Annotated in this window: 22 protein-coding genes; 16 read left to right on the forward strand and 6 right to left on the reverse strand. The window is 34.8% G+C overall.

The annotated features are described in order from the left end of the window. Nucleotides 1-259: 259 nt before the first annotated feature. Both RMR19_RS00120 and RMR19_RS00125 read right to left on the reverse strand, forming a co-directional pair. On the reverse strand, nt 260-1,021 hold the full coding sequence (locus RMR19_RS00120) for a helix-turn-helix transcriptional regulator (protein WP_310601517.1): 762 nt from the start codon (nt 1,019-1,021) through the stop codon (nt 260-262). Between the two features lie 9 nt (nt 1,022-1,030). Further along, nucleotides 1,031-1,219: a helix-turn-helix transcriptional regulator gene (locus RMR19_RS00125; RefSeq protein WP_310601518.1), complete on the reverse strand. Its 189-nt coding sequence runs from the start codon at nt 1,217-1,219 to the stop codon at nt 1,031-1,033. Nucleotides 1,220-1,343: 124 nt separating this feature from the next. On the opposite strand from RMR19_RS00125, the gene RMR19_RS00130 reads away from it, so the two are divergent. The 3 genes from RMR19_RS00130 (at nt 1,344) to RMR19_RS00140 (ending at nt 3,436) form a co-directional block, all read left to right on the forward strand. Continuing rightward, a complete protein-coding gene (locus tag RMR19_RS00130) occupies nt 1,344-1,751 on the forward strand; it encodes a nuclear transport factor 2 family protein (protein WP_310601519.1) in 408 nt (135 codons plus the stop codon). A 498-nt stretch (nt 1,752-2,249) separates the two neighbouring features. Beyond that, nucleotides 2,250-2,642: an ArsR/SmtB family transcription factor gene (locus RMR19_RS00135; RefSeq protein ID WP_310601520.1), complete on the forward strand. Its 393-nt coding sequence runs from the start codon at nt 2,250-2,252 to the stop codon at nt 2,640-2,642. A gap of 554 nt (nt 2,643-3,196) precedes the next feature. Next, the gene (locus RMR19_RS00140; RefSeq protein ID WP_310601521.1) at nt 3,197-3,436 is read left to right on the forward strand and encodes a hypothetical protein; all 240 of its coding nucleotides are present in this window, start codon (nt 3,197-3,199) and stop codon (nt 3,434-3,436) included. A gap of 374 nt (nt 3,437-3,810) precedes the next feature. Here RMR19_RS00140 and RMR19_RS00145 read toward each other — a convergent pair whose 3' ends face one another. Next, the gene (locus RMR19_RS00145) at nt 3,811-4,398 is read right to left on the reverse strand and encodes a helix-turn-helix transcriptional regulator (RefSeq protein WP_310601522.1); all 588 of its coding nucleotides are present in this window, start codon (nt 4,396-4,398) and stop codon (nt 3,811-3,813) included. A 426-nt stretch (nt 4,399-4,824) separates the two neighbouring features. Between RMR19_RS00145 and RMR19_RS00150 the strand changes: the two genes are divergently transcribed. The 3 genes from RMR19_RS00150 (at nt 4,825) to RMR19_RS00160 (ending at nt 6,373) form a co-directional block, all read left to right on the forward strand. Continuing rightward, a complete protein-coding gene (locus tag RMR19_RS00150) occupies nt 4,825-5,004 on the forward strand; it encodes a hypothetical protein (RefSeq protein ID WP_310601523.1) in 180 nt (59 codons plus the stop codon). Further along, nucleotides 5,005-5,745 carry a DUF6678 family protein gene (locus tag RMR19_RS00155; protein WP_310601524.1) on the forward strand — a complete coding sequence of 247 codons (741 nt, stop codon included), beginning with the start codon at nt 5,005-5,007 and terminating at the stop codon, nt 5,743-5,745. It abuts the gene before it with no gap. Between the two features lie 112 nt (nt 5,746-5,857). Next, nucleotides 5,858-6,373, forward strand: a complete 516-nt coding sequence (locus RMR19_RS00160; protein ID WP_310601525.1) for a hypothetical protein — start codon at nt 5,858-5,860, stop codon at nt 6,371-6,373. A 118-nt stretch (nt 6,374-6,491) separates the two neighbouring features. Here the strand turns inward: RMR19_RS00160 and RMR19_RS00165 are convergent, their stop codons facing one another. Next, entirely contained in the window at nt 6,492-6,623 is a 132-nt protein-coding gene (locus tag RMR19_RS00165) for a hypothetical protein (protein WP_310601526.1), read from the reverse strand. Here RMR19_RS00165 and RMR19_RS00170 point away from each other — a divergent pair. The 5 genes from RMR19_RS00170 (at nt 6,568) to RMR19_RS00190 (ending at nt 10,119) form a co-directional block, all read left to right on the forward strand. Beyond that, nucleotides 6,568-6,849, forward strand: coding sequence for an aquaporin (locus RMR19_RS00170; protein WP_310601587.1), 282 nt, complete (start codon nt 6,568-6,570; stop codon nt 6,847-6,849). The genes RMR19_RS00165 and RMR19_RS00170 overlap by 56 nt on opposite strands. 124 nt (nt 6,850-6,973) lie before the next feature. Next, nucleotides 6,974-7,411: a GNAT family N-acetyltransferase gene (locus RMR19_RS00175; RefSeq protein ID WP_310601527.1), complete on the forward strand. Its 438-nt coding sequence runs from the start codon at nt 6,974-6,976 to the stop codon at nt 7,409-7,411. Nucleotides 7,412-7,622: 211 nt separating this feature from the next. Further along, nucleotides 7,623-8,372 carry a hypothetical protein gene (locus tag RMR19_RS00180; RefSeq protein ID WP_310601528.1) on the forward strand — a complete coding sequence of 250 codons (750 nt, stop codon included), beginning with the start codon at nt 7,623-7,625 and terminating at the stop codon, nt 8,370-8,372. A 332-nt stretch (nt 8,373-8,704) separates the two neighbouring features. Then, complete coding sequence (locus tag RMR19_RS00185) at nt 8,705-9,139, forward strand: DUF3592 domain-containing protein (RefSeq protein ID WP_310601529.1); 435 nt, start codon at nt 8,705-8,707, stop codon at nt 9,137-9,139. Nucleotides 9,140-9,147: 8 nt separating this feature from the next. Further along, nucleotides 9,148-10,119: a DUF3592 domain-containing protein gene (locus tag RMR19_RS00190; protein ID WP_310601530.1), complete on the forward strand. Its 972-nt coding sequence runs from the start codon at nt 9,148-9,150 to the stop codon at nt 10,117-10,119. Between the two features lie 51 nt (nt 10,120-10,170). Here RMR19_RS00190 and RMR19_RS00195 read toward each other — a convergent pair whose 3' ends face one another. Continuing rightward, on the reverse strand, nt 10,171-11,121 hold the full coding sequence (locus RMR19_RS00195) for an alpha/beta hydrolase (RefSeq protein ID WP_310601531.1): 951 nt from the start codon (nt 11,119-11,121) through the stop codon (nt 10,171-10,173). Between the two features lie 195 nt (nt 11,122-11,316). Between RMR19_RS00195 and RMR19_RS00200 the strand changes: the two genes are divergently transcribed. The 4 genes from RMR19_RS00200 (at nt 11,317) to RMR19_RS00215 (ending at nt 13,564) form a co-directional block, all read left to right on the forward strand. After that, nucleotides 11,317-11,448 (forward strand): hypothetical protein, encoded by a 132-nt coding sequence (locus tag RMR19_RS00200; RefSeq protein WP_310601532.1) that lies wholly within the window; start codon nt 11,317-11,319, stop codon nt 11,446-11,448. Nucleotides 11,449-11,519: 71 nt separating this feature from the next. Next, a complete protein-coding gene (locus RMR19_RS00205; protein WP_310601533.1) occupies nt 11,520-12,083 on the forward strand; it encodes a DUF7832 domain-containing protein in 564 nt (187 codons plus the stop codon). A 196-nt stretch (nt 12,084-12,279) separates the two neighbouring features. Further along, the gene (locus tag RMR19_RS00210) at nt 12,280-12,783 is read left to right on the forward strand and encodes an RNA polymerase sigma factor (protein ID WP_310601534.1); all 504 of its coding nucleotides are present in this window, start codon (nt 12,280-12,282) and stop codon (nt 12,781-12,783) included. Beyond that, nucleotides 12,773-13,564 (forward strand): zf-HC2 domain-containing protein, encoded by a 792-nt coding sequence (locus tag RMR19_RS00215; protein ID WP_310601535.1) that lies wholly within the window; start codon nt 12,773-12,775, stop codon nt 13,562-13,564. The genes RMR19_RS00210 and RMR19_RS00215 overlap by 11 nt, the downstream gene beginning before the upstream one ends. Before the next feature lie 101 nt (nt 13,565-13,665). On the opposite strand, the gene RMR19_RS00220 is transcribed toward RMR19_RS00215, so the two are convergent. Beyond that, nucleotides 13,666-14,781, reverse strand: coding sequence for a site-2 protease family protein (locus tag RMR19_RS00220; protein ID WP_310601536.1), 1,116 nt, complete (start codon nt 14,779-14,781; stop codon nt 13,666-13,668). A gap of 324 nt (nt 14,782-15,105) precedes the next feature. On the opposite strand from RMR19_RS00220, the gene RMR19_RS00225 reads away from it, so the two are divergent. Further along, nucleotides 15,106-18,045: a DEAD/DEAH box helicase gene (locus RMR19_RS00225; protein ID WP_310601537.1), complete on the forward strand. Its 2,940-nt coding sequence runs from the start codon at nt 15,106-15,108 to the stop codon at nt 18,043-18,045. The last annotated feature ends 2 nt before the right edge of the window (nt 18,046-18,047 follow it).

Genomic DNA, 18,047 nt, shown 5'->3' on the forward strand with positions numbered 1-18,047 from the left:
TTATCTATACTGCAATGTATAGATGAAGAAAAGTAATAGAAGAATTACAAAGAACCTTGCGAGTTTGAATAATACCAACTTAATACAGATTATTTTATATGACAGGTAGTCTTTACGATTGCCTGTCATATTTAAAATATGGGTATTTTGCCTTCTATAGCAAATCTTTTGTTGCCATGTCAATAAAAAGCACGCCATGGTAAAGGGATAGCATAATAGCGGGAATTTGTAAATAATAGAAATATAGCAGTGTAAGGTGTTATCCCTCTCCGCGCTCCGGAATAGGCGGTGCGTAAACTGATGAAAGCTGCGCCAGATATTGGACAAAATTTTCACGCAGACATTCAGGCGCAAGGCATTCACAATCTGCCCCTAATTTAAGCAAAGACTTGTAGCCCTGCTCGTTGTCGAGAACAAAAACCCTTGCAAGCCAAGTGTTTTCACTTTCTTGTTCAATACAGTCTGGACCAAACTCGTCAATAATAGGGTCAATTGCCCTTTCGTGGATGCGCAGAAGAGCAGGCAAGGCTTTTTCTGCTTCTGGAAAAGCGGGTTGCAGCAGTGGCTGCGGATTAAATGGACGAGGCTCAAATCTTTCGTCTATCAGTGCCACCTCTGACATACGGGATAACTTGAAAATGCGAAAATCCTTCCGCTTCAAGCAATATCCCTCAAGATACCAGCTCATAACTTTCAGAATCAAACGATATGGTTCCACTGTTCGAATGGTTTGGCTCAACTTATGGTCGCTGTAGGCAAAGTGTACTAGGCAGGTTTTCTCCATCGCCGTTTCCAGCAGATTAGCAAGCTCTATGCTATGGCTGCTTCCAACCCAAGGAGATGTGTCGATGACGAAGCGGCCGGCTTTTAATTCAATGGTTTTACGCTGTTCCTCCGGTATAAAACCTTTGATCTTCGCCAGTGTACCTACCACCTCATCTCCTGACCGTGTCGTACGAATGCTGCTAAGGCCCATTAACAGGGGCGTAACATCTGCCGTTGAAAAGAGCTGTTTTTCCAACTTATAGTTTTACATGATGCCTACACCGCCCCCAACGCCAGGATAGGATACAATTGGAACACCCGCCTGATTGATGGCGTCCAAATCGCGTTGTATAGTCCGTGTCGTAACCTCGCATATCTTCGCCAGTTCAGGTATGCTTACCCGTCTGCGTTCCAATAAAATCATAATAATAGAAATCATCCTGTCCATTTTCATAGTGACTACCTCCGTAATAATTTTTATTATACCACAAAACCACGACACATAGATGTCGTGGTTTCTATGTTATTCTGTAAATGTAATTACACGATAACCATACAAATTATAAGGAGGTACACACATGGACAACAAGAAAAAGTATAAAAAAGGAACGGAACCTTTTTTTAACATTGTTATGGAGGGATTGAAAGGTGAGGTGGACGGCGAGTGGTTTGGGGATACAGTTGCGGAGAACGCAGTTTTTGATTTTCTGTATAATTTTCCCGGATTTACAAACAGATTTGAGAGTCGCGACGCCTATATGAAATGGTTTGAAGGATACTCGAACGAGCTTCATTCCGCCGATAATCTTAGAGTTTACAAGGCGGAAGGCGGTGTTGTTGTATTGGAGTACGAAGTCCATGGAACAGTTCCCAGCGGTAAAGCATACGACAATCGGTTTTGCTCCATTGTCACCATCAAAGACCGGAAGATCGTATACTGGCGGGACTACATGGATTCGCTGGCGGTTATGTTAGCAAATTCGTAAGACCATGGCCTTACATTCGGCTTTCCTCTACGGGAGCTAAGACGATGGATAGATCAATAATACAGAAAGCGAGGACAGCTAAATGCTGTCCTTACTTTCTACCTGCTGGAAATCATCTTTTGCATGGGGGTACGCAACCTGATGGCTGGGTATGTTCCCGCATCTTTTCGCACATACTTTCTCTGCCTATACAGGCGAATGACGGTCTGTGACCAGAAAAGCAACTCGGAGCGTCCTCTTTGTTGTTGGATATGGCACTGCAATTAAATTTTCTTTGGAAATTTTTGGTTTCCGCATCATTTAGCCCCAAAGGACATTTGGAATTGGTGTACATAAAACGCCTCCTGTATTTTGATTAGGTAATTACCAAATTAAATATAACACATTAAATCAATTAGGTCAATAGCGAATTAAAATACAATTCGTCGTTGACCTGATTAAAGATTTATGATACATTTAATTCATTGGATTGTAAAATAGTAGGATAGGGGGATTGGAATGGATAAATTATTGGTACTGAAAGCGTTGGCTGATGATTCCCGCATGAAACTGCTGTCATTGCTTTTGGAGCGTACCTACTGTGTGCGTGCGCTAGCGTGGAAGTTGCAACTTTCTGAAGCGACTGTATCCCAACATCTCAAAGTGCTTCGGGAAGCAGGTTTGCTGGTCGGTGAAAAGCGTGGCTATTTCATGCATTACGAGGTGCAGTGTGGTGTGCTACACGAACTGACTAGAGAGCTTGAAGCATTGACGGAAATTAAGCGAGTGGTCTGCTCGCCAGAAATTGGTGGATGCCCACTTGCCGAACAAGGAGAAGGGCACGCTCGGCATATGCTGAAAGAGACACGAAAGAAGCATTGTCCTTATACAGAAGATAACACAAATCAGTAAATCAGATTTGTGAGCAACTTTGATCCTCAGATATTGCTGTTAGGTACAGTCAGCAGTAATCAGATAAAAACGTGGCAACACTTTGGCAACAGAAAATCAGTAAGCCAGAATAAGATGTGTAATTGAGATAAAAAAGAGGCATTTCCCATACGATACTTAAACAAATACATTTAAGTACAAAAGTGAACTTGCCGAGTTTGAATAAAACCAATTTAATAAATATTATTTTATGTGGCAGGTGGTCTTTGAGATTACCTGCCATACTTGCATTATTTCTTAACTAAGAGAAATAGTTCCGTTGCTAATACTGTTAAAAAATAAGCATGATATTCAACTTCTACCTGAAAAATGAAATTCACCAGATGATAGAAGATTTTTGTGAAAAAAAGACTGACATTTCGTTTTGAAAAATGTTAAAATATGAGTTGAAAATGATCAAGTAATTACAGAGTAAACAATAAAATCGTTATTTGACGCCATATGGTAAGATTCTATTTTTATTCGTCAATTCTGTATCGTTTCAAAATAATAACTAATTATGGAGGATGATAAAGATGAAGCGTGTGAAAGCAGCGTGTATTACGCAAACATTGCATTTCATGTTGAAAGAGGATCTCGGACATGACTATGCAGTAAAAATGGTTGACCAGGAGGTATTAAAGTATAAAGGGAGCTTGGAAAAATCGAGAACAAAATATAAAATCTTATCAGAAGAACGTCAAGACGATGGTTCTGTGATTATGGAGATTAAAAAGCAGTATAATACCTCACCAGTGGGTAATTACTTGGAGTAGGAAGAAAGTCTTGGAGTCAATAGTAAGAATAAAATTGAAATAAGAAAAGAATATATGAAAAATCGACACTAAATATTGTTTGAGCTGAACGTCTGAAGGCTTTGATGATATTTAGTGTTTTTTTAATCGCAAAAAAGGAAGGAGGAAAGGCAATGACGAAAACAAAGTTTCAAAGTCTTATTTTTACATTAATGATGGCATTTTGCGTGTAAATATTTTGGTGGAGAATTTGGAGATATATGTATTTAATGCTATTTTCAGAAAGCAACTTTAATGTTGTTTTCTGAAAATAGTTGATTTGAAAAGGGTTGTATATATAATGCTCTCAGTGGCAACACTTTGATAACTTCAAATTTGCAGAACTAGAAGGCTTTTTACAAAACAAAAGATTTCAGCAACCAAGTGAATAATAGACAAACTACAAAGGCTATAACAGCACAGAGAAAAGCTGAGAATACTTTTTGGTAAGGACGCTTTCCATATTCTTCTGCTTTTTCAATCTCATCTAATCGTTTTCCTTCTGTAAAGGATATGATTTCTCTATAGGTCTGAATATTGTTGCTTTTTTTGTATTTTTCAATCCTACAAGCATAATACATGGATATTCCCCATATTACAGCAGATATAAGCAAGCCATAATAACTGAAGAATGCAGATAGGGGAACAGCCGATAAGATGGATAGTAATAATAAAATTGTAAATATTGTACCATCGTGATAGAATTTCTTTAATTCGTTTTTGTCAATTTCTTCTTTCATAATTTCGATATCTCCTTTAATCAATTGATCAAGAGATATGTTGAACAATGAACTTAGTAAAAGAAGACTATGAATGTCGGGATAATTTTTATTGTTTTCCCAGTTGGAAATAGTCTGTCTGGTAACATAGATTTTTTCTGCCAGTTCTTCTTGTGATAAGTTCATAGTGGTTCGATATTTCTTTATTTGGGTATGAAGCTCCAAGGGGTGTCCTCCTTTCTTATGGGTTCTCTTGACCTGTATTCAGCATAATGGATTAAAGAAAAAGCGTCTATCAAAGTGCTTTGACATAGCATGATTTAAGTATGTCAAAAGAGTTTTACATCCGCATAAATACAGTGTTTAAGGGAGGTAGGTGCTAATCTTATGATAAATCAAAGGAACACCAATAACAATACCTCAAATAAATTTTCAGATGAAATGAAAGCGCTATAGATTGTACATCGTAAAATGGTTATAAATTTTGCAAAGAAATCATGATGTATAAAACAGATGCTGTAATTCAATAGATTAAGAACGATAAGAAACGAACAGTTAATCTTAGAGAGAAGAGTATCTTTTGTTTTGGAAAAATGTACTTTTATACTAATATGAAATATAATAGTAGTATGAGCATTGCAGAACGTATAGATGAAAATTAGAAATTATAGAGGTGTATATATGGACGCAAAATGTAGTTCTTTTAAAAAGTGGTATTTAAATCATAAAGAAAAATGGTTTATTCAAGATATTGTAATAGAAAAAAGCCACATAGAAAAGAAATACGGACATCACTATTCATTAGATTTTAAGACAAACAGGAGGATTTGAATGGATATATACAGGAAGCAAAGAGAAGAAATGAATATGCAAGAGCATTTTCAATTTATATATAAGGAGTTCACGAATTCTCTAAATGTTTACAGCGGAATTATTGAGCCAATAAAGATACCTTTTGCTGGTGAACAATTTGGAAAAGTTTTTGATGTTCGATGGAAAGGAGATATTCATTTCGTAGTAACAATGTCAAAAAGAATTCTAACACCAATGTGGTATTATGTTATACGTGATAAACAAAAAATATCAAGTAGTTACTGTTTTTCTAAAGTTGACAAGGAATGTATCTTGCATATGCAACATTTGATAGATGATATAGAACGTGGACGGTACAATAAAAAGAAAACGATGAAAGAACAAACAAGAATACTTGTTGAAAAACGTGGACTTACAAGTTATATGAATCATACAAAATGGAAAGAATTACTGCATGAGATAAATACGAATATGAAGGATATTCCATTAATGTATAAGACTTTTTTGGACGATATAGAACCAAGAGTCTTTTGGTCCATATGCGGTGATGAGGATATTAATCATATTGATCCGATAATAATTGAATGGATGAAGTTTAAGCCAACATATAAAGAATATGAATATCAAGGACGTTTGATGGAGCCTAAAACTATCACAATAGATATAGAAGAGCAGTTATTGTCTGTACTAACAGAATATAATATACCTTATGAATATGATGAAAATGAAAAAACATACATTGTATTTGGGTATAAATAACTAGACCACTTTAAATTTGTGGAGCTGAATAATGAAATGAAACAAGTCTGATATTCTGTAATAGGGTGTGATGAGACATAATAAAGAAAAATTAATTTCATGAGGATAAAAAATGTCAAATAGTATATATATTGAAAGAATAACCAAGATAAATGTTCATATGAGTAACGGGCTGACAAGCGTGTTTTTAGATGTCTTTGGGTTAAGTGGGTCAAGATTGGCAAAAACCGAAAGAGAAAAAATGATAATGGTTTTTGTTTTAGAAAAGAATCAGGCTGTTGTTGGCAATGGGACTGTAGGTTTTGATATAGGTGATATGCCTTGGGATTACAATGATTTTGATAATAACCGTATGTTTGTTTTGTCTGTTATAAAAGGAATGAAAACTAAATTAGGCTGGGAAACATTAGACTATGAACCATGTATGGAATTGTTATTGGAGAAAATAATTGATTTTGAATCATTAATATTACGAATGGTACAAAGTGACATTAATGTTGATGAAATTAACGCTTGGATTGAAGCCACAGAGCTAGATTTATATGACCAAATTTTAAAAGGGTTCCCAGTATGCCCAAAGCATAATGTGTTTTTAACAGTTCATGGCTGTCATGTATGTACAAATTAAGCAATATGCTGTCATTGTAATTATGTATTGAACATGATAAACTAATAATGAATTTTATAAAAATTTAAGAAATGGAAGGTGTATTTTATGGCAAAAATGCAAAAATATATTGCTGAATTCATTGGCATATTAACATTGGTTCTAATGGTATCGCAAATGCTGGTGGTGTTGGTGGTGCAATTATCATAGAAATCATTCTAACATTCTTCTTTGTTTTTACAATTTTAGGTGTTACTTCTGATGAAAGCAAAAGCAGCGTTGCAGGAATTGTAATTGGTTTGACTCTTACATTTGTGCATATAGTAGGTATTCCACTTACTGGTACGTCTGTAAACCCAGCTCGAAGCATTGGACCAGCACTTTTTGCAGGTGGAGATGCACTTACAAATGTATGGGTATTTATCGTAGGACCATTCGTTGGAGCGGCTTTGGCAGCAGTTGTATTTAAGTTTTTTAAGGCGAAAAAACAAGCATAAGCAAGTGTTAATTGTGTAATAGGGGCATAATATTTTCAAGAAATGTTATGCCCCTACGAGGTTCTTATTCTTGTTACGAAACGCTATAGTTGGTCAAATTAGTTAGGTAGAAAGGGAGTAGCACATGAAAATAACTGAAATGTTTCTAGACGATATCAAAATAATTCTTCCCATGTACATAGAACACTATAATGAATATGAAGGTGGCTGCTGGACGGTAGAAACAGCGAGAAAGCGGATACAGCAGGTAGTTAGAATGGACGATTCTTTTTCACTCATTATGAGAGATGAAGAAGAGAATGTAATTGGATTTGTAATGGGTTATTTCAAGCAGTATGATGACATTGTTGCATATACATTAGAAGAGATTATTATTTCTCATAAGGAACAGAATAAAGGATATGGAAGTATATTGCTTAGTGAATTAGAGAAAAAGGTGAAAGAAAAAGGTGGAGCAGGAATAGAACTGCAGGCTGTAAAAGATGAAATGCATGAAAAATATTATGGTAAGGCAGGATATTTTGACGCAGGAAACTTTGTTATGAAATGCAAATGGTTTTGATGATCATGCTTAGTATGCTGTCAGCAGAGGAAAACACATTTCTTCTTTATTATACTGAAAAAGCAAACTTGTTACTTGGGGGCAAGATTGATTATAGGGTCTGAATATGCTATACTTTCATTGGTGATTTTTCTACATAAATTGCCACAATGATAGTCAGATAGCTAGATTTACATAATGGACATAATAAACTACGAAATAGGAGGATATTGTGAAGAAAATAATTTTTGGAGTTATAGTATGTAGTATATTGCTCTTATCAGCGTGTAATGTTAAAATTTCAAAGGATTCTAATACAGAATCTTCTGTTACGAATCAAAACAATGAAATATCAAAAACTGAAAATGAAACGTCAGAAAAGGATAAAACAGAAGCAAACCCTGATAATAATATAACAGCAGAACATGACGATTCATCATCACTACCAATCGATATCGAGTATGTATCTTATGATGATACTGCCGAATGGAAGGATACCGCAGTAAAACTCGGTGAGTATTCTGTAAACATTCCAGAGGAGTGGGGCGTGGTTGATGGTACTGAATATGGTCTCTTAAATGGTGCGTTTTTTGTGCCACCAGAGGTGGATCAAGAGAACTTTAGATTTAATAGCCATGTAGCAGTTGAAATATCAGAAGAACCACTATATGGTGGTGCTGCATATGATTATTCCTTGGAGAGTATACAGAAAGATTTTTTTGCTTCTATGATTGTCAGTACTTTTAGTAAAATGGGTGGACTTTCTGATTTGAAGTTTTCTGTTTGGAATAATAATGGCAGTTACATTTATATTGTTGATTTTATGCGTAGCAATGAAACAATTACTATGTATCAAACAACATATTATGTTATGTATCCTGACAAAACGATATTGGTATACGCAACTACCTTTGGAGAGGATTCTGTGATTCCTGTGCATGAGGCAGCTTGCCATTTGATTAATAATTTGCCACAGGATTAATTTTAACGAACATATGATTAATTGCTGGCATAAGCTACGGCAATTGTGATACATAAGCTTGGTTTTGGTAAAAAAGGTAGTAAGAACAAGTACTCCTTCACTCTTATATTTTATAGGAGTGGAGGAGTTTTTTTGCTTTTACGATGTTTTAGTGATGTGAATGTGAAGGCTAATGCTGTGTAGTAACGATGTCCACGATATCTCCTATACCTAAAACTGCTGTGTAGTAATTAATATTTTCTATCACCAAAAAACATGATATAATATGGTTGCTATTGAAAACTTGTGTCATTTGAACAGGTAATATAATTTGTATTTTGAGGGAGTCAATAATGTCCAACTTTGGTTTGAAAAATATTATTGGAATAATCGTTGGTATTGGAATCATTGTAATCAACGTAATGAATTTCATTAATAAAGAAGCACTTATGCAGAATGGTTTAGAAACAACGGCAATTGTAACGGAGATTAGTACTAGAGGGAAAAATAGGAGCATTAGTACTAAAGTTTATGTCAAATATACAGTAGATGATGTGTTCTATAATAATCACCTGAGTATTCAAAATTATGGAAGGTACATTGGCGAGGAAATAGCTATATTATACAATCCTAATAATCCGAATACGATAACACCAAGAGATCGAAGCATTGCAACAGATGATACGGTTTCCTTGGCTTGGTCTTCTGGAGCAGGAGTAATACTCATTTTACTTAGTATATCATTAGGACGAAATAATGTAAAAAAAGTAAAACGGGAATGGAAATGAGGTCTATTATGAAAAAAATTTTAATCACTTTATTAGGAATTGCCTGTATACTGTTTGCTGTATTGGCGATTATTGGTACAATAGACGAATATATTTCCTATGAGGATTTAAAAAAGACGGCATCAAAAACGACTGGAACAATCGCTGAGATAGAGCGAGAATATTCAGAAAATAGTAGGGGACTTATAGATATAGATTATATTGTAACAGTGAAATATAATCATGAACGTGTGGAGTACACAGGAATTGTTACGTATAGAGACGGCATGTATAAAGGAGAAAAAACAAATATTTACTATAACCGAGACAATACAAATGAAATATATACGACTGTAGAGGGCAAGTACATTTGGAAGGATATCGTACTGTTCATAGCCATTTTAATCGTCGGAATATTATGGATTATGTATGTATTAGGGAAGCTACCGATTATTGAGACGATATCGTTTTATCGTGCAATTGGTGTACTCTTCGTTTTTGCTGGAGTATATGCTTGTATTGTAAACATAGATTCAGAATATTCATACTCGAAGTTTAATAAAACGTCAAAGGAAGAAGTTGCTGTTGTAAATGAGGTAGAGGTGATACCAACGGGTACGCGTAGAACTGGTGGTAGCAAGCATAGATATAAAAAGACTACATACACATCCTTTGTGCAAATCACCTATCAAGTAAATGGTATCTCATACACACAAGATTTGAAACAAAACGATACGATCTCTTCATTGAGTAAGGGAGATAAAATCTCTATATTTTACTATACGGATAATCCCTATGAGGTACAATGGGCAGTCACAAAAGGAAGCCGTATAAGAGGTTTTATAGTGACTCTTATATTGGAGATGGCGCTTACGGCAATTGGTATCGTAATCATACTAAAAGATAGAAAATCAAGAAAAGCTAGAATAGAAAATCACATTTCAAGTGAGATAACAAAAAACGGAAAAGCTATCACAGTAGACAGCTCTTCCGAGTCATGATAAGTGTATTTCATTCGTAATATCTAAATTTATGTATTTGGTAATCGATAATTATCTGTCACTACAACCAAAAATCTGTTTTAGAAATTGGATACGATGAGAAAGACCTTCTTTCGTAAGCTCATTTTCAAGTGCATAGTCGTAAGCATGTACTGTACCCTTTGTTTTATTCAGAATTGTAGCGACACCAGCTTTTTGAAGTGCTTCTGCATAAAGAATTCCTTCATCGCGGAGACAATCGAATTCTGTGACTTCTACATAAGCTTGTGGTAGATCAGCAAAGGAATCAGCTTCTAAAGGAGAGCTGTAGGCACGAAGTCCTTGGTCACCATCTCGCATATAGAGTTTGTAAACCATATCTGTAGCAGGAGCATTCCAAACAGGAGTATCAATAAATGTCTTCATAGATTCTGTTTCTAATCTGGCATCGGTTGTAGGATAAATAAGCATTTGTCCTGCGGTTTTAGGACCATTTTTATCCCTTGCCATTAAAGAAACGGCAGCAGCGAAGGAACCACCAGCACTATCACCAGCTAAAACTATTTTTTGCTTATCAATACCCAAAGAAGTAGCATTTTGATATGTCCACAATAGAGTTTGGTAGCAATCTTCTACAGGGACTGGAAAGGCAACAGCTGGTGCAAGTCGGTAATCTACACATACAACTTTGCAGCCTGTTCCAAGAATATATTCACGAAGAAGTGCAAGTTGGAATGGATTTATTGGTAAGATAAAGCCACCTCCATGATAGTAAACCAAACAAGGAGCTGGTTGATCAGAAATGGTTTGTGGCTCCATAATTTGTAGATCGATTTGTACATCGTCATAACTAGGGATAGACATCTTAGTAACTTTAATCTCTTCATCGGAAGTATTGTTATTCCACTCAGTGAAAAACTGTTCAATCATAGCCTGAGTAACTACTTGGTCGCCTGCTAAAACAGGTTCCAATATTTTTCCGATTGCTTCAAAATCTGGGTGTATCGGGTATTTGTTCGTCATAATTTTATAATATCCTTTCGTAGAATAAGATTGTTATATTATGAGGTGAAATTTCCCACACAATATAATGATACTAGGACAAATAATCATGTGTAGCAATCCGTAGTATACATTGGTTACAATAATTAGTTTACCATATTTCAACAGATAATGAAACCTTATCGCAGCATATTATATTAGCAAGGAGCGGTAAAGTTGGGTAGAGATATTATAGAACCCATTATTTTAGAGGAGAAAAGAATTACTAAGGGTGATAACATAGCAACAATTAATGATGCCATTGAGGATATTGAAAATGCAATGGGTTGGGAAGCGTTTGCTAAATAAAGTTTAGTTTGATGGAAAGCAACAATGAGGAATGCATTAATAAGGAAAATTTGCGTAGGAGGGAAATTATAATGTTATGGGGATTAACAAAAGGTAGAAAAAAAGTAAAAGAGAAAGCAGAAATTAAGAAGCAAGAACATAATAATGAGAATGAACGAAACAAAAAATTCGAATATGATAAGTCTGAATGGTACTGGGATTCAGCCAGTGAAAGATTTTGTGAAGAGCAGAACAAGACGCAAGAGGAGCTTACCGACGAAGATAATGCGAGAATTTGGGAGTATGCCGGAAATCATATTGCTTTTTTCGTAACATGGTTAATTGAAAATGATTTTTATTTTGGTGATGGTGAAGACTTTTTTAAAGAAGATTTAAAACTTGTTAAGGAAAGAAAAATGACAGGAAAGGAATTCTTGACAGATAATTGTGATGAGGTTCTTTCACGAGGTGATATCTGTGAGGAAGTTTTGGAATTTGTAGATCGTTATTATATAGATAAATATATGGCTGATTATAGTGATTTTGTAGAAGAGAAGATAAAGAAAAGTGTTTATGGAATCGCATTTTCATGGGAGGATTATGATGGGGTTAGGAAGGTAATAGATGATGCGTACAGGGAACATAAAAAATACTGATGATTTAATAGACAGAAGAGAGGGAAAACCAAGACCTTGTAGAGCAAATGTGCTTTCTATGAGGTCTTTTATTTGCAAAGAAAGAGTTCAAGATAGAAAATAATAATAGAAAGTAATAATAGGATAACTACAAACTAAAATTTCCTTGTTACCTTTTAGCAGAAACGACGACTAATAGATGAAAGGAGAAGGGGTGATGAAAGAATTTGAAGAGATATATACGCTATATCAAAAAGATGTCTATCATTTTTTGCTAAAACTATCTGGATATGATGATAGTGCAGCAGAAGAATTAACACAAGAAAGTTTCTATCAAGCATTTGTTTCCTTTGGACGATTTCGGGGAGAGTGTGAAGTGAAATCTTGGTTATGTCAGATTGCAAAAAACATCTATTATTCGCATGTTAGAGCGCAGATCAAACAAAATAATATGAAAGCCAAAGTAGATGTGAATCAAGAAGTAAAAGCAGTAAGTGCGATTGTAGAGGAAAAAATAATAGGCATGCATATTAAAAAGATAATTCAAGAACTTGAGGAAAGGGACAGGAATATTGTAGAGTATCGGTTGTTTGGAGAATTACCATATAAGGAAATCGGCATATTATTGGACTTAAAGGACGCAACAGTAAAGGTACTTTTCTCAAGAGCAAAAGTAAAAATCCAAAAACGATTGAAGGAGGAGTATGGCTATGAAATATAAATGCGATATGGTGAAAGACATTATGCCACTTTGCTTGGATAAGTCAGCAACGGAAACTAGTGAGCAGGTTGTGATAGAACATTTAGCAGAATGCAAGGAATGTCTGAACTATTATAATTTACTGAATAAAGATATCTCACTTGATGGTGCAAGTGGCGAGTCAGAAATGAAGTATTCTGTTTTAGCAAAAAAGCTTAGGAAGAGAAAGAGTATTCGAGTAGCGATAATTGCACTATTTGTTTACATTTGTGTTTTCCTAAGTATTAATTACGCCCAAGGATATCGAATGAATCCTCAAAGTGCGGCAGATATAAGCGGGCGATTGAACTACAAATCAAAATTACTTGGCAGTTATGAATGGAATACTTGGAAATTTTATATATACGATAGCTACAGTTGCTATGATGTTGTCTTAGTTAAAAAAGCATGGCTCGGCTGGAAAGTTAATGATACTTGTTTAAGTTGGCCGAAATTTTTTGAAACTGAAGGAAAGAATGGAATAGAGATGGCAGGAGCATTGTTTCACTGGTCGTATAATGACGGAATTCAACTATTTTCTTATGTGGTTAATGATGAAAGAATAAAGAGTGTAGAGGTAACAGTCTTTGGAGAAACGAAAATAGAATCGATTACGCAGAAAGGATTTCATATCGTAACGTTTGAAACATCCGATATTGGTATTACAAATGATGTAGTGGCAACAGCATATGATGATATGGGAAATGTTCTTTATACATTAGAGGAAGAGTATGGATATTGGATTTGGAAATCTGTGGAGTAGGAAAGCGGAGTAGGATTTAATTTTGAATAATAAAAATGATATAAGCAAGGGCGGCATTCGATTTGTTTCTGAATGCCGCCCTTGTTTATCTTACTATATTATTACAAATGTTGAACGGCATACTCCATCAATTCACGTTCAGCAATAATTTCTGACGGATACGGATAGCTCTTGGCAGTTTTCTCAAAACGACGTTTAATTTGTTTGGCTTTCTTCGTATTGTTATTGCCAACTAACGCATAAACATAATGTGTTCGTAGAACAGAAGGAGAATTTTTCATACGTTTTAGAAATTTCTTCTGATCTCTTGTAAACAATTTTACTAGTCGTGCTGGTCGGTTTTGTCCAATTAGCTCGCAGTAGATTTGATCGTTAATCAGAAGTTTACGGTGTACTCCAACGATATTTGCATCCATTTGAAAGAGGCGTTCTATCTCCATATCAGCCACTTCAAATTGCTTTTGATCCAAAAGGCGGTTGCAGTTAAAAACACGAATCGTAGCAATTAAAGAATTTTTCAACATAGCATCAGATGGAATGAAGAACCATTCTTCTGGCATATTCTGAAGGCGAGTTCCTAGTGCCATCTGTTCCCCAATCTTTAATTGTACAAAAAAGTAACGTAATGCTTCTGGATTCTTTCTTAGTGAAAAAACATCATATCCATCATTATGTACAAGTGTTAGACGCAATGGGATTCCATTTGTTACAGCAAAAGCAATACCAGTCACGGAAAAAACCATACATAGATACGAGAGGATAGAAGTATCAGGGGTAAAAAAAGCAATTACTCCAGACAAGATAGAAGTAATTAGGTTGAATAGAACCCCACCTAAAAGATATAACGCATATGGGGTATTTTCATCTGTTTTATCTGGTGGTCCCATTAGGCATTGTCCACCTGTGCCAGCTAATGATAGTTTACGAAGATGTAATTTCTTATCTTTCTTTAGCAACATAAAACTTCCAATACGAAAGGAATTAAAGTGATAGCCTGTTAGCAGACCACCAAATAAGTGCCCAGCTTCATGAATGATAAGTTGAAAGACAAAGGATAGGAATATTCCCAATAATGGTAAAAGCATGACTGTTCCAAAAGATAACCCAGCCTCGCCCATTGCCAGCATACGGTTGGAAAGTAGAAAACCAATAGCAAATCCAGCTAGTAAGGAACAAAGGATTATAAGGAATTGTTTGATTTTATCTTTTTTATTCATAGTTAGAATTCTCCTTATGTTTTTGTGTATTTTGGTGTTGTACATACCATAATTATACAGAGCGAAAAGGAGGTTGTCGATGAATAATTGAATAAAATGTTGAAAATGAAAGAAAAGCAGCATAGGTATTTAGAAACAACAGAAAATCAATGATGTTAAGTAAATTTGCTTGTATAAATAGTAACTTATAATCTTAACCAGTTGTTTTTCATTTTTGATATTGTTTGTTATTGGAAATATATTGTGTTAAAATAGTTTTAAACAAAGAATAAAGCAGATTAATATGTTTTAGGGAACGATACTTAGGCTAGGGGAGAAATAATAATGGATAATCAAATAGAGGAACAGTTACAACAAGGATTTGCAACTGCTTTTATTGATACAAATGTAGCATCAAATTTAGCGTATAAGCCAGAGTTTGTATCGAATAATTATAAAGAAGGACGTAAAGTAATCTCATCGATTGAAGATGAACTATTAAGGTGCCAAGAATTTTCTATTAGTGTAGCATTTATTACGATGAGTGGAATTACACCTATCTTGCAGACTTTAAAGGAATTAGAAAATAGAAATGTCTCAGGGTGCATTCTAACAACTGATTATCTGAATTTTAGTGAACCAAAGGCACTTAAAAAGTTATCTGAGTTAAGAAATATTACATTAAAGATGTATACTACTAATAACGCACAAGAAGGTTTTCATACAAAGGGATATATTTTTAAGAGAGATGAAATCTATCGAATCATTGTTGGAAGTTCCAATATGACATTAAGTGCACTTACTACGAATAAAGAGTGGAATACAAAAATTGTATCGACCACACAAGGGGAATATACCCAAGATATTATTTCAGAATTCAATCAGTTGTGGAATTCGGAGTCTACTCAGAGTTATGAAGAATTTATCGAAGAATATACTGCAAAATATAATGCTATAAAAAAGCAACGCACTATTGCAAAAGCAGCAGAGATTCCTTCTATAGAGCAATACCGATTGCAGCCAAACGCTATGCAGACAGCTTTTATTGTAAATCTGCAGAAAATTCATGAGGCAGGAGAAAAACGTGCTTTATTAATATCTGCAACAGGAACGGGAAAAACATATGCTTCTGCCTTTGCTTTACGTGAAGAAAATCCTAAGAAAGCATTATTTTTAGTTCATAGAGAACAGATTGCGAAACAGGCAATTGCCAGTTATAAAAAAGTATTTGGAAACATAAAAACATTCGGTTTACTTTCGGGTAATTCAAAGGACTATGAAGTAGACTATCTTTTTTCAACAATGCAAATGATGGCAAAACCAGAAACGCTTGAATGTTTTGGTAAGAATGAATTCGAGTTTATTATCATAGATGAAGCGCATAGAGTTGGTGCGGCAAGTTATCAGAATATAATGGAGTACTTCGAACCTGAGTTTTGGCTTGGAATGACAGCATCTCCGGAGAGGACAGATAACTATGACGTGTATCAGGCATTTAATCACAATATTGCATATGAAATACGTCTTCAACAAGCATTGGAAGAGAATCTTCTTTGTCCGTTCCATTATTTTGGAATCACGGAATTAAACATTGATGGTGAAGCAGTAGATGAAAAAACAGGATTACTTAATTTTAATAAGCTAACCTCGGATACTCGTGTAAATTATGTGATAGAGCAAATGGAATACTACGGATATAGCGGAGAAAGAGTGAAAGGATTAGTCTTTTGCAGTTCAAAGAAAGAGGCAAGCACTCTAAGTGATAAATTTAATAATCACGGATATCAAACAATCGCATTAACAGGTGAGGATAGTCAGGAAAAAAGGGAATTAGCAATTGAGAGATTAGTATCAGATGATATAGAGAACAAATTGGATTATATTTTTACTGTCGATATTTTCAATGAAGGTGTAGATATACCAGAAATTAATCAGGTAATTATGCTCCGTCCAACAGAATCCCCTGTAGTATTTGTCCAACAACTTGGACGTGGATTGCGAAAAGCAAACGGAAAAGAGTATGTAGTTATTCTTGATTTTATTGGTAATTACAAGAATAACTTTATGATTCCGATTGCATTGTCAGGTGACCGAAGTTACAACAAAGATAATATTCGTCGATATGTACTGGAAGGTGAACGTATTATTCCCGGTTCTTCTACCATTCATTTTGATGAAATTTCAAAGAAGAGAATATTTGCGGCTATTGATACAGCTAATTTTAGTGATATTAAATTGATAAAAGAAAACTATAAAAATCTAAAAAACAAGTTAGGACATATTCCAAAGTTGCAGGATTTTGATAAGTATGGAGAAATGGATGTTTTACGGATTTTCGATAATAGTAGTCTCGGTTCCTATTACAAATTCCTTGTAAAATACGAAAAGGATTATGCAATACGTTTATCCGATGCAGAAGAGAAGGCAATTGAATTTGTATCAAAGAAATTAGCAAGTGGTAAGAGAATTCATGAGTTGGAGTTATTGAAGCGAACACTGATGCATCATCATGGTTTAATTGGAATGCTAAAGAAATCTTTAAGTAGTGAATATGGAATTTCGTTACAAGATAAGTCAGTAGAGAATGTGGTAAATGTAATGACAAATGAATTTCCAGTAGGTACAGGAAAGCAAACATATTCAGAGTGTGTATTTATACAAAAAGACAACCAGACAGGAGATTTCCGTATCTCGGATTCATTTGAGAAAATGTTAGAGAATCCAGCATTCTATGAAATCTTAAAGGAGTTAGTAGCGTTTGGTATTGAACGTTACAAAGTTAATTACAGCAACCGATATCAAGATACCAATTTTGTGCTTTATCAGAAGTATACATATGAAGATGTATGTAGATTGCTGGAATGGAAAAACAATGAGGTGCCTTTAAATATTGGTGGATACAAATACGACAAGCAAACACAAACTTTTCCTGTGTTTATCAACTATGATAAGAGAGAAGATATTCAGGATACTATAAAATACGAAGATCATTTTGTCAGTACCAATAAGTTGATTGCGATTTCTAAACAAAGCAGGACAAAGGAATCGGAAGATGTTCAAAACTTTTTATATGCAGAGCAACGAGAGATTAAAGTGGAATTATTTGTTCGAAAAAATAAGGATGATAAGATTTCAAAAGAGTTTTACTATCTTGGACGCATGAAGGCAACAGGACAAGTAAAGGAATTTATAATGGTAAATACAGAAAAAACAGCAGTGGAGATTGAATGGTTACTTGATACGCCAGTGCGCGAAGATATTTATGAATACATTGTAAATGGTTAATG

It is taken from the genome of Anaerosporobacter sp., from assembly GCF_031551385.1.
Taxonomy (GTDB): Bacteria; Bacillota; Clostridia; order Lachnospirales; family Lachnospiraceae; genus Anaerosporobacter.

Excerpts from the sequence above, each read along its gene's own strand:
- RMR19_RS00130 (WP_310601519.1), top strand. The coding sequence starts at position 1,344 with ATGGACAACAAGAAAAAGTATAAAAAAGGAACGGAACCTTTTTTTAAC.
- RMR19_RS00195 (WP_310601531.1), bottom strand. The coding sequence starts at position 11,121 with ATGACGAACAAATACCCGATACACCCAGATTTTGAAGCAATCGGAAAA.
- RMR19_RS00210 (WP_310601534.1), top strand. The coding sequence starts at position 12,280 with ATGAAAGAATTTGAAGAGATATATACGCTATATCAAAAAGATGTCTAT.
- RMR19_RS00205 (WP_310601533.1), top strand. The coding sequence starts at position 11,520 with ATGTTATGGGGATTAACAAAAGGTAGAAAAAAAGTAAAAGAGAAAGCA.
- RMR19_RS00215 (WP_310601535.1), top strand. The coding sequence starts at position 12,773 with ATGAAATATAAATGCGATATGGTGAAAGACATTATGCCACTTTGCTTG.
- RMR19_RS00225 (WP_310601537.1), top strand. The coding sequence starts at position 15,106 with ATGGATAATCAAATAGAGGAACAGTTACAACAAGGATTTGCAACTGCT.
- RMR19_RS00220 (WP_310601536.1), bottom strand. The coding sequence starts at position 14,781 with ATGAATAAAAAAGATAAAATCAAACAATTCCTTATAATCCTTTGTTCC.
- RMR19_RS00155 (WP_310601524.1), top strand. The coding sequence starts at position 5,005 with ATGGATATATACAGGAAGCAAAGAGAAGAAATGAATATGCAAGAGCAT.
- RMR19_RS00175 (WP_310601527.1), top strand. The coding sequence starts at position 6,974 with ATGAAAATAACTGAAATGTTTCTAGACGATATCAAAATAATTCTTCCC.
- RMR19_RS00135 (WP_310601520.1), top strand. The coding sequence starts at position 2,250 with ATGGATAAATTATTGGTACTGAAAGCGTTGGCTGATGATTCCCGCATG.
- RMR19_RS00140 (WP_310601521.1), top strand. The coding sequence starts at position 3,197 with ATGAAGCGTGTGAAAGCAGCGTGTATTACGCAAACATTGCATTTCATG.
- RMR19_RS00125 (WP_310601518.1), bottom strand. The coding sequence starts at position 1,219 with ATGAAAATGGACAGGATGATTTCTATTATTATGATTTTATTGGAACGC.
- RMR19_RS00190 (WP_310601530.1), top strand. The coding sequence starts at position 9,148 with ATGAAAAAAATTTTAATCACTTTATTAGGAATTGCCTGTATACTGTTT.
- RMR19_RS00150 (WP_310601523.1), top strand. The coding sequence starts at position 4,825 with ATGAAAATTAGAAATTATAGAGGTGTATATATGGACGCAAAATGTAGT.
- RMR19_RS00185 (WP_310601529.1), top strand. The coding sequence starts at position 8,705 with ATGTCCAACTTTGGTTTGAAAAATATTATTGGAATAATCGTTGGTATT.
- RMR19_RS00160 (WP_310601525.1), top strand. The coding sequence starts at position 5,858 with ATGTCAAATAGTATATATATTGAAAGAATAACCAAGATAAATGTTCAT.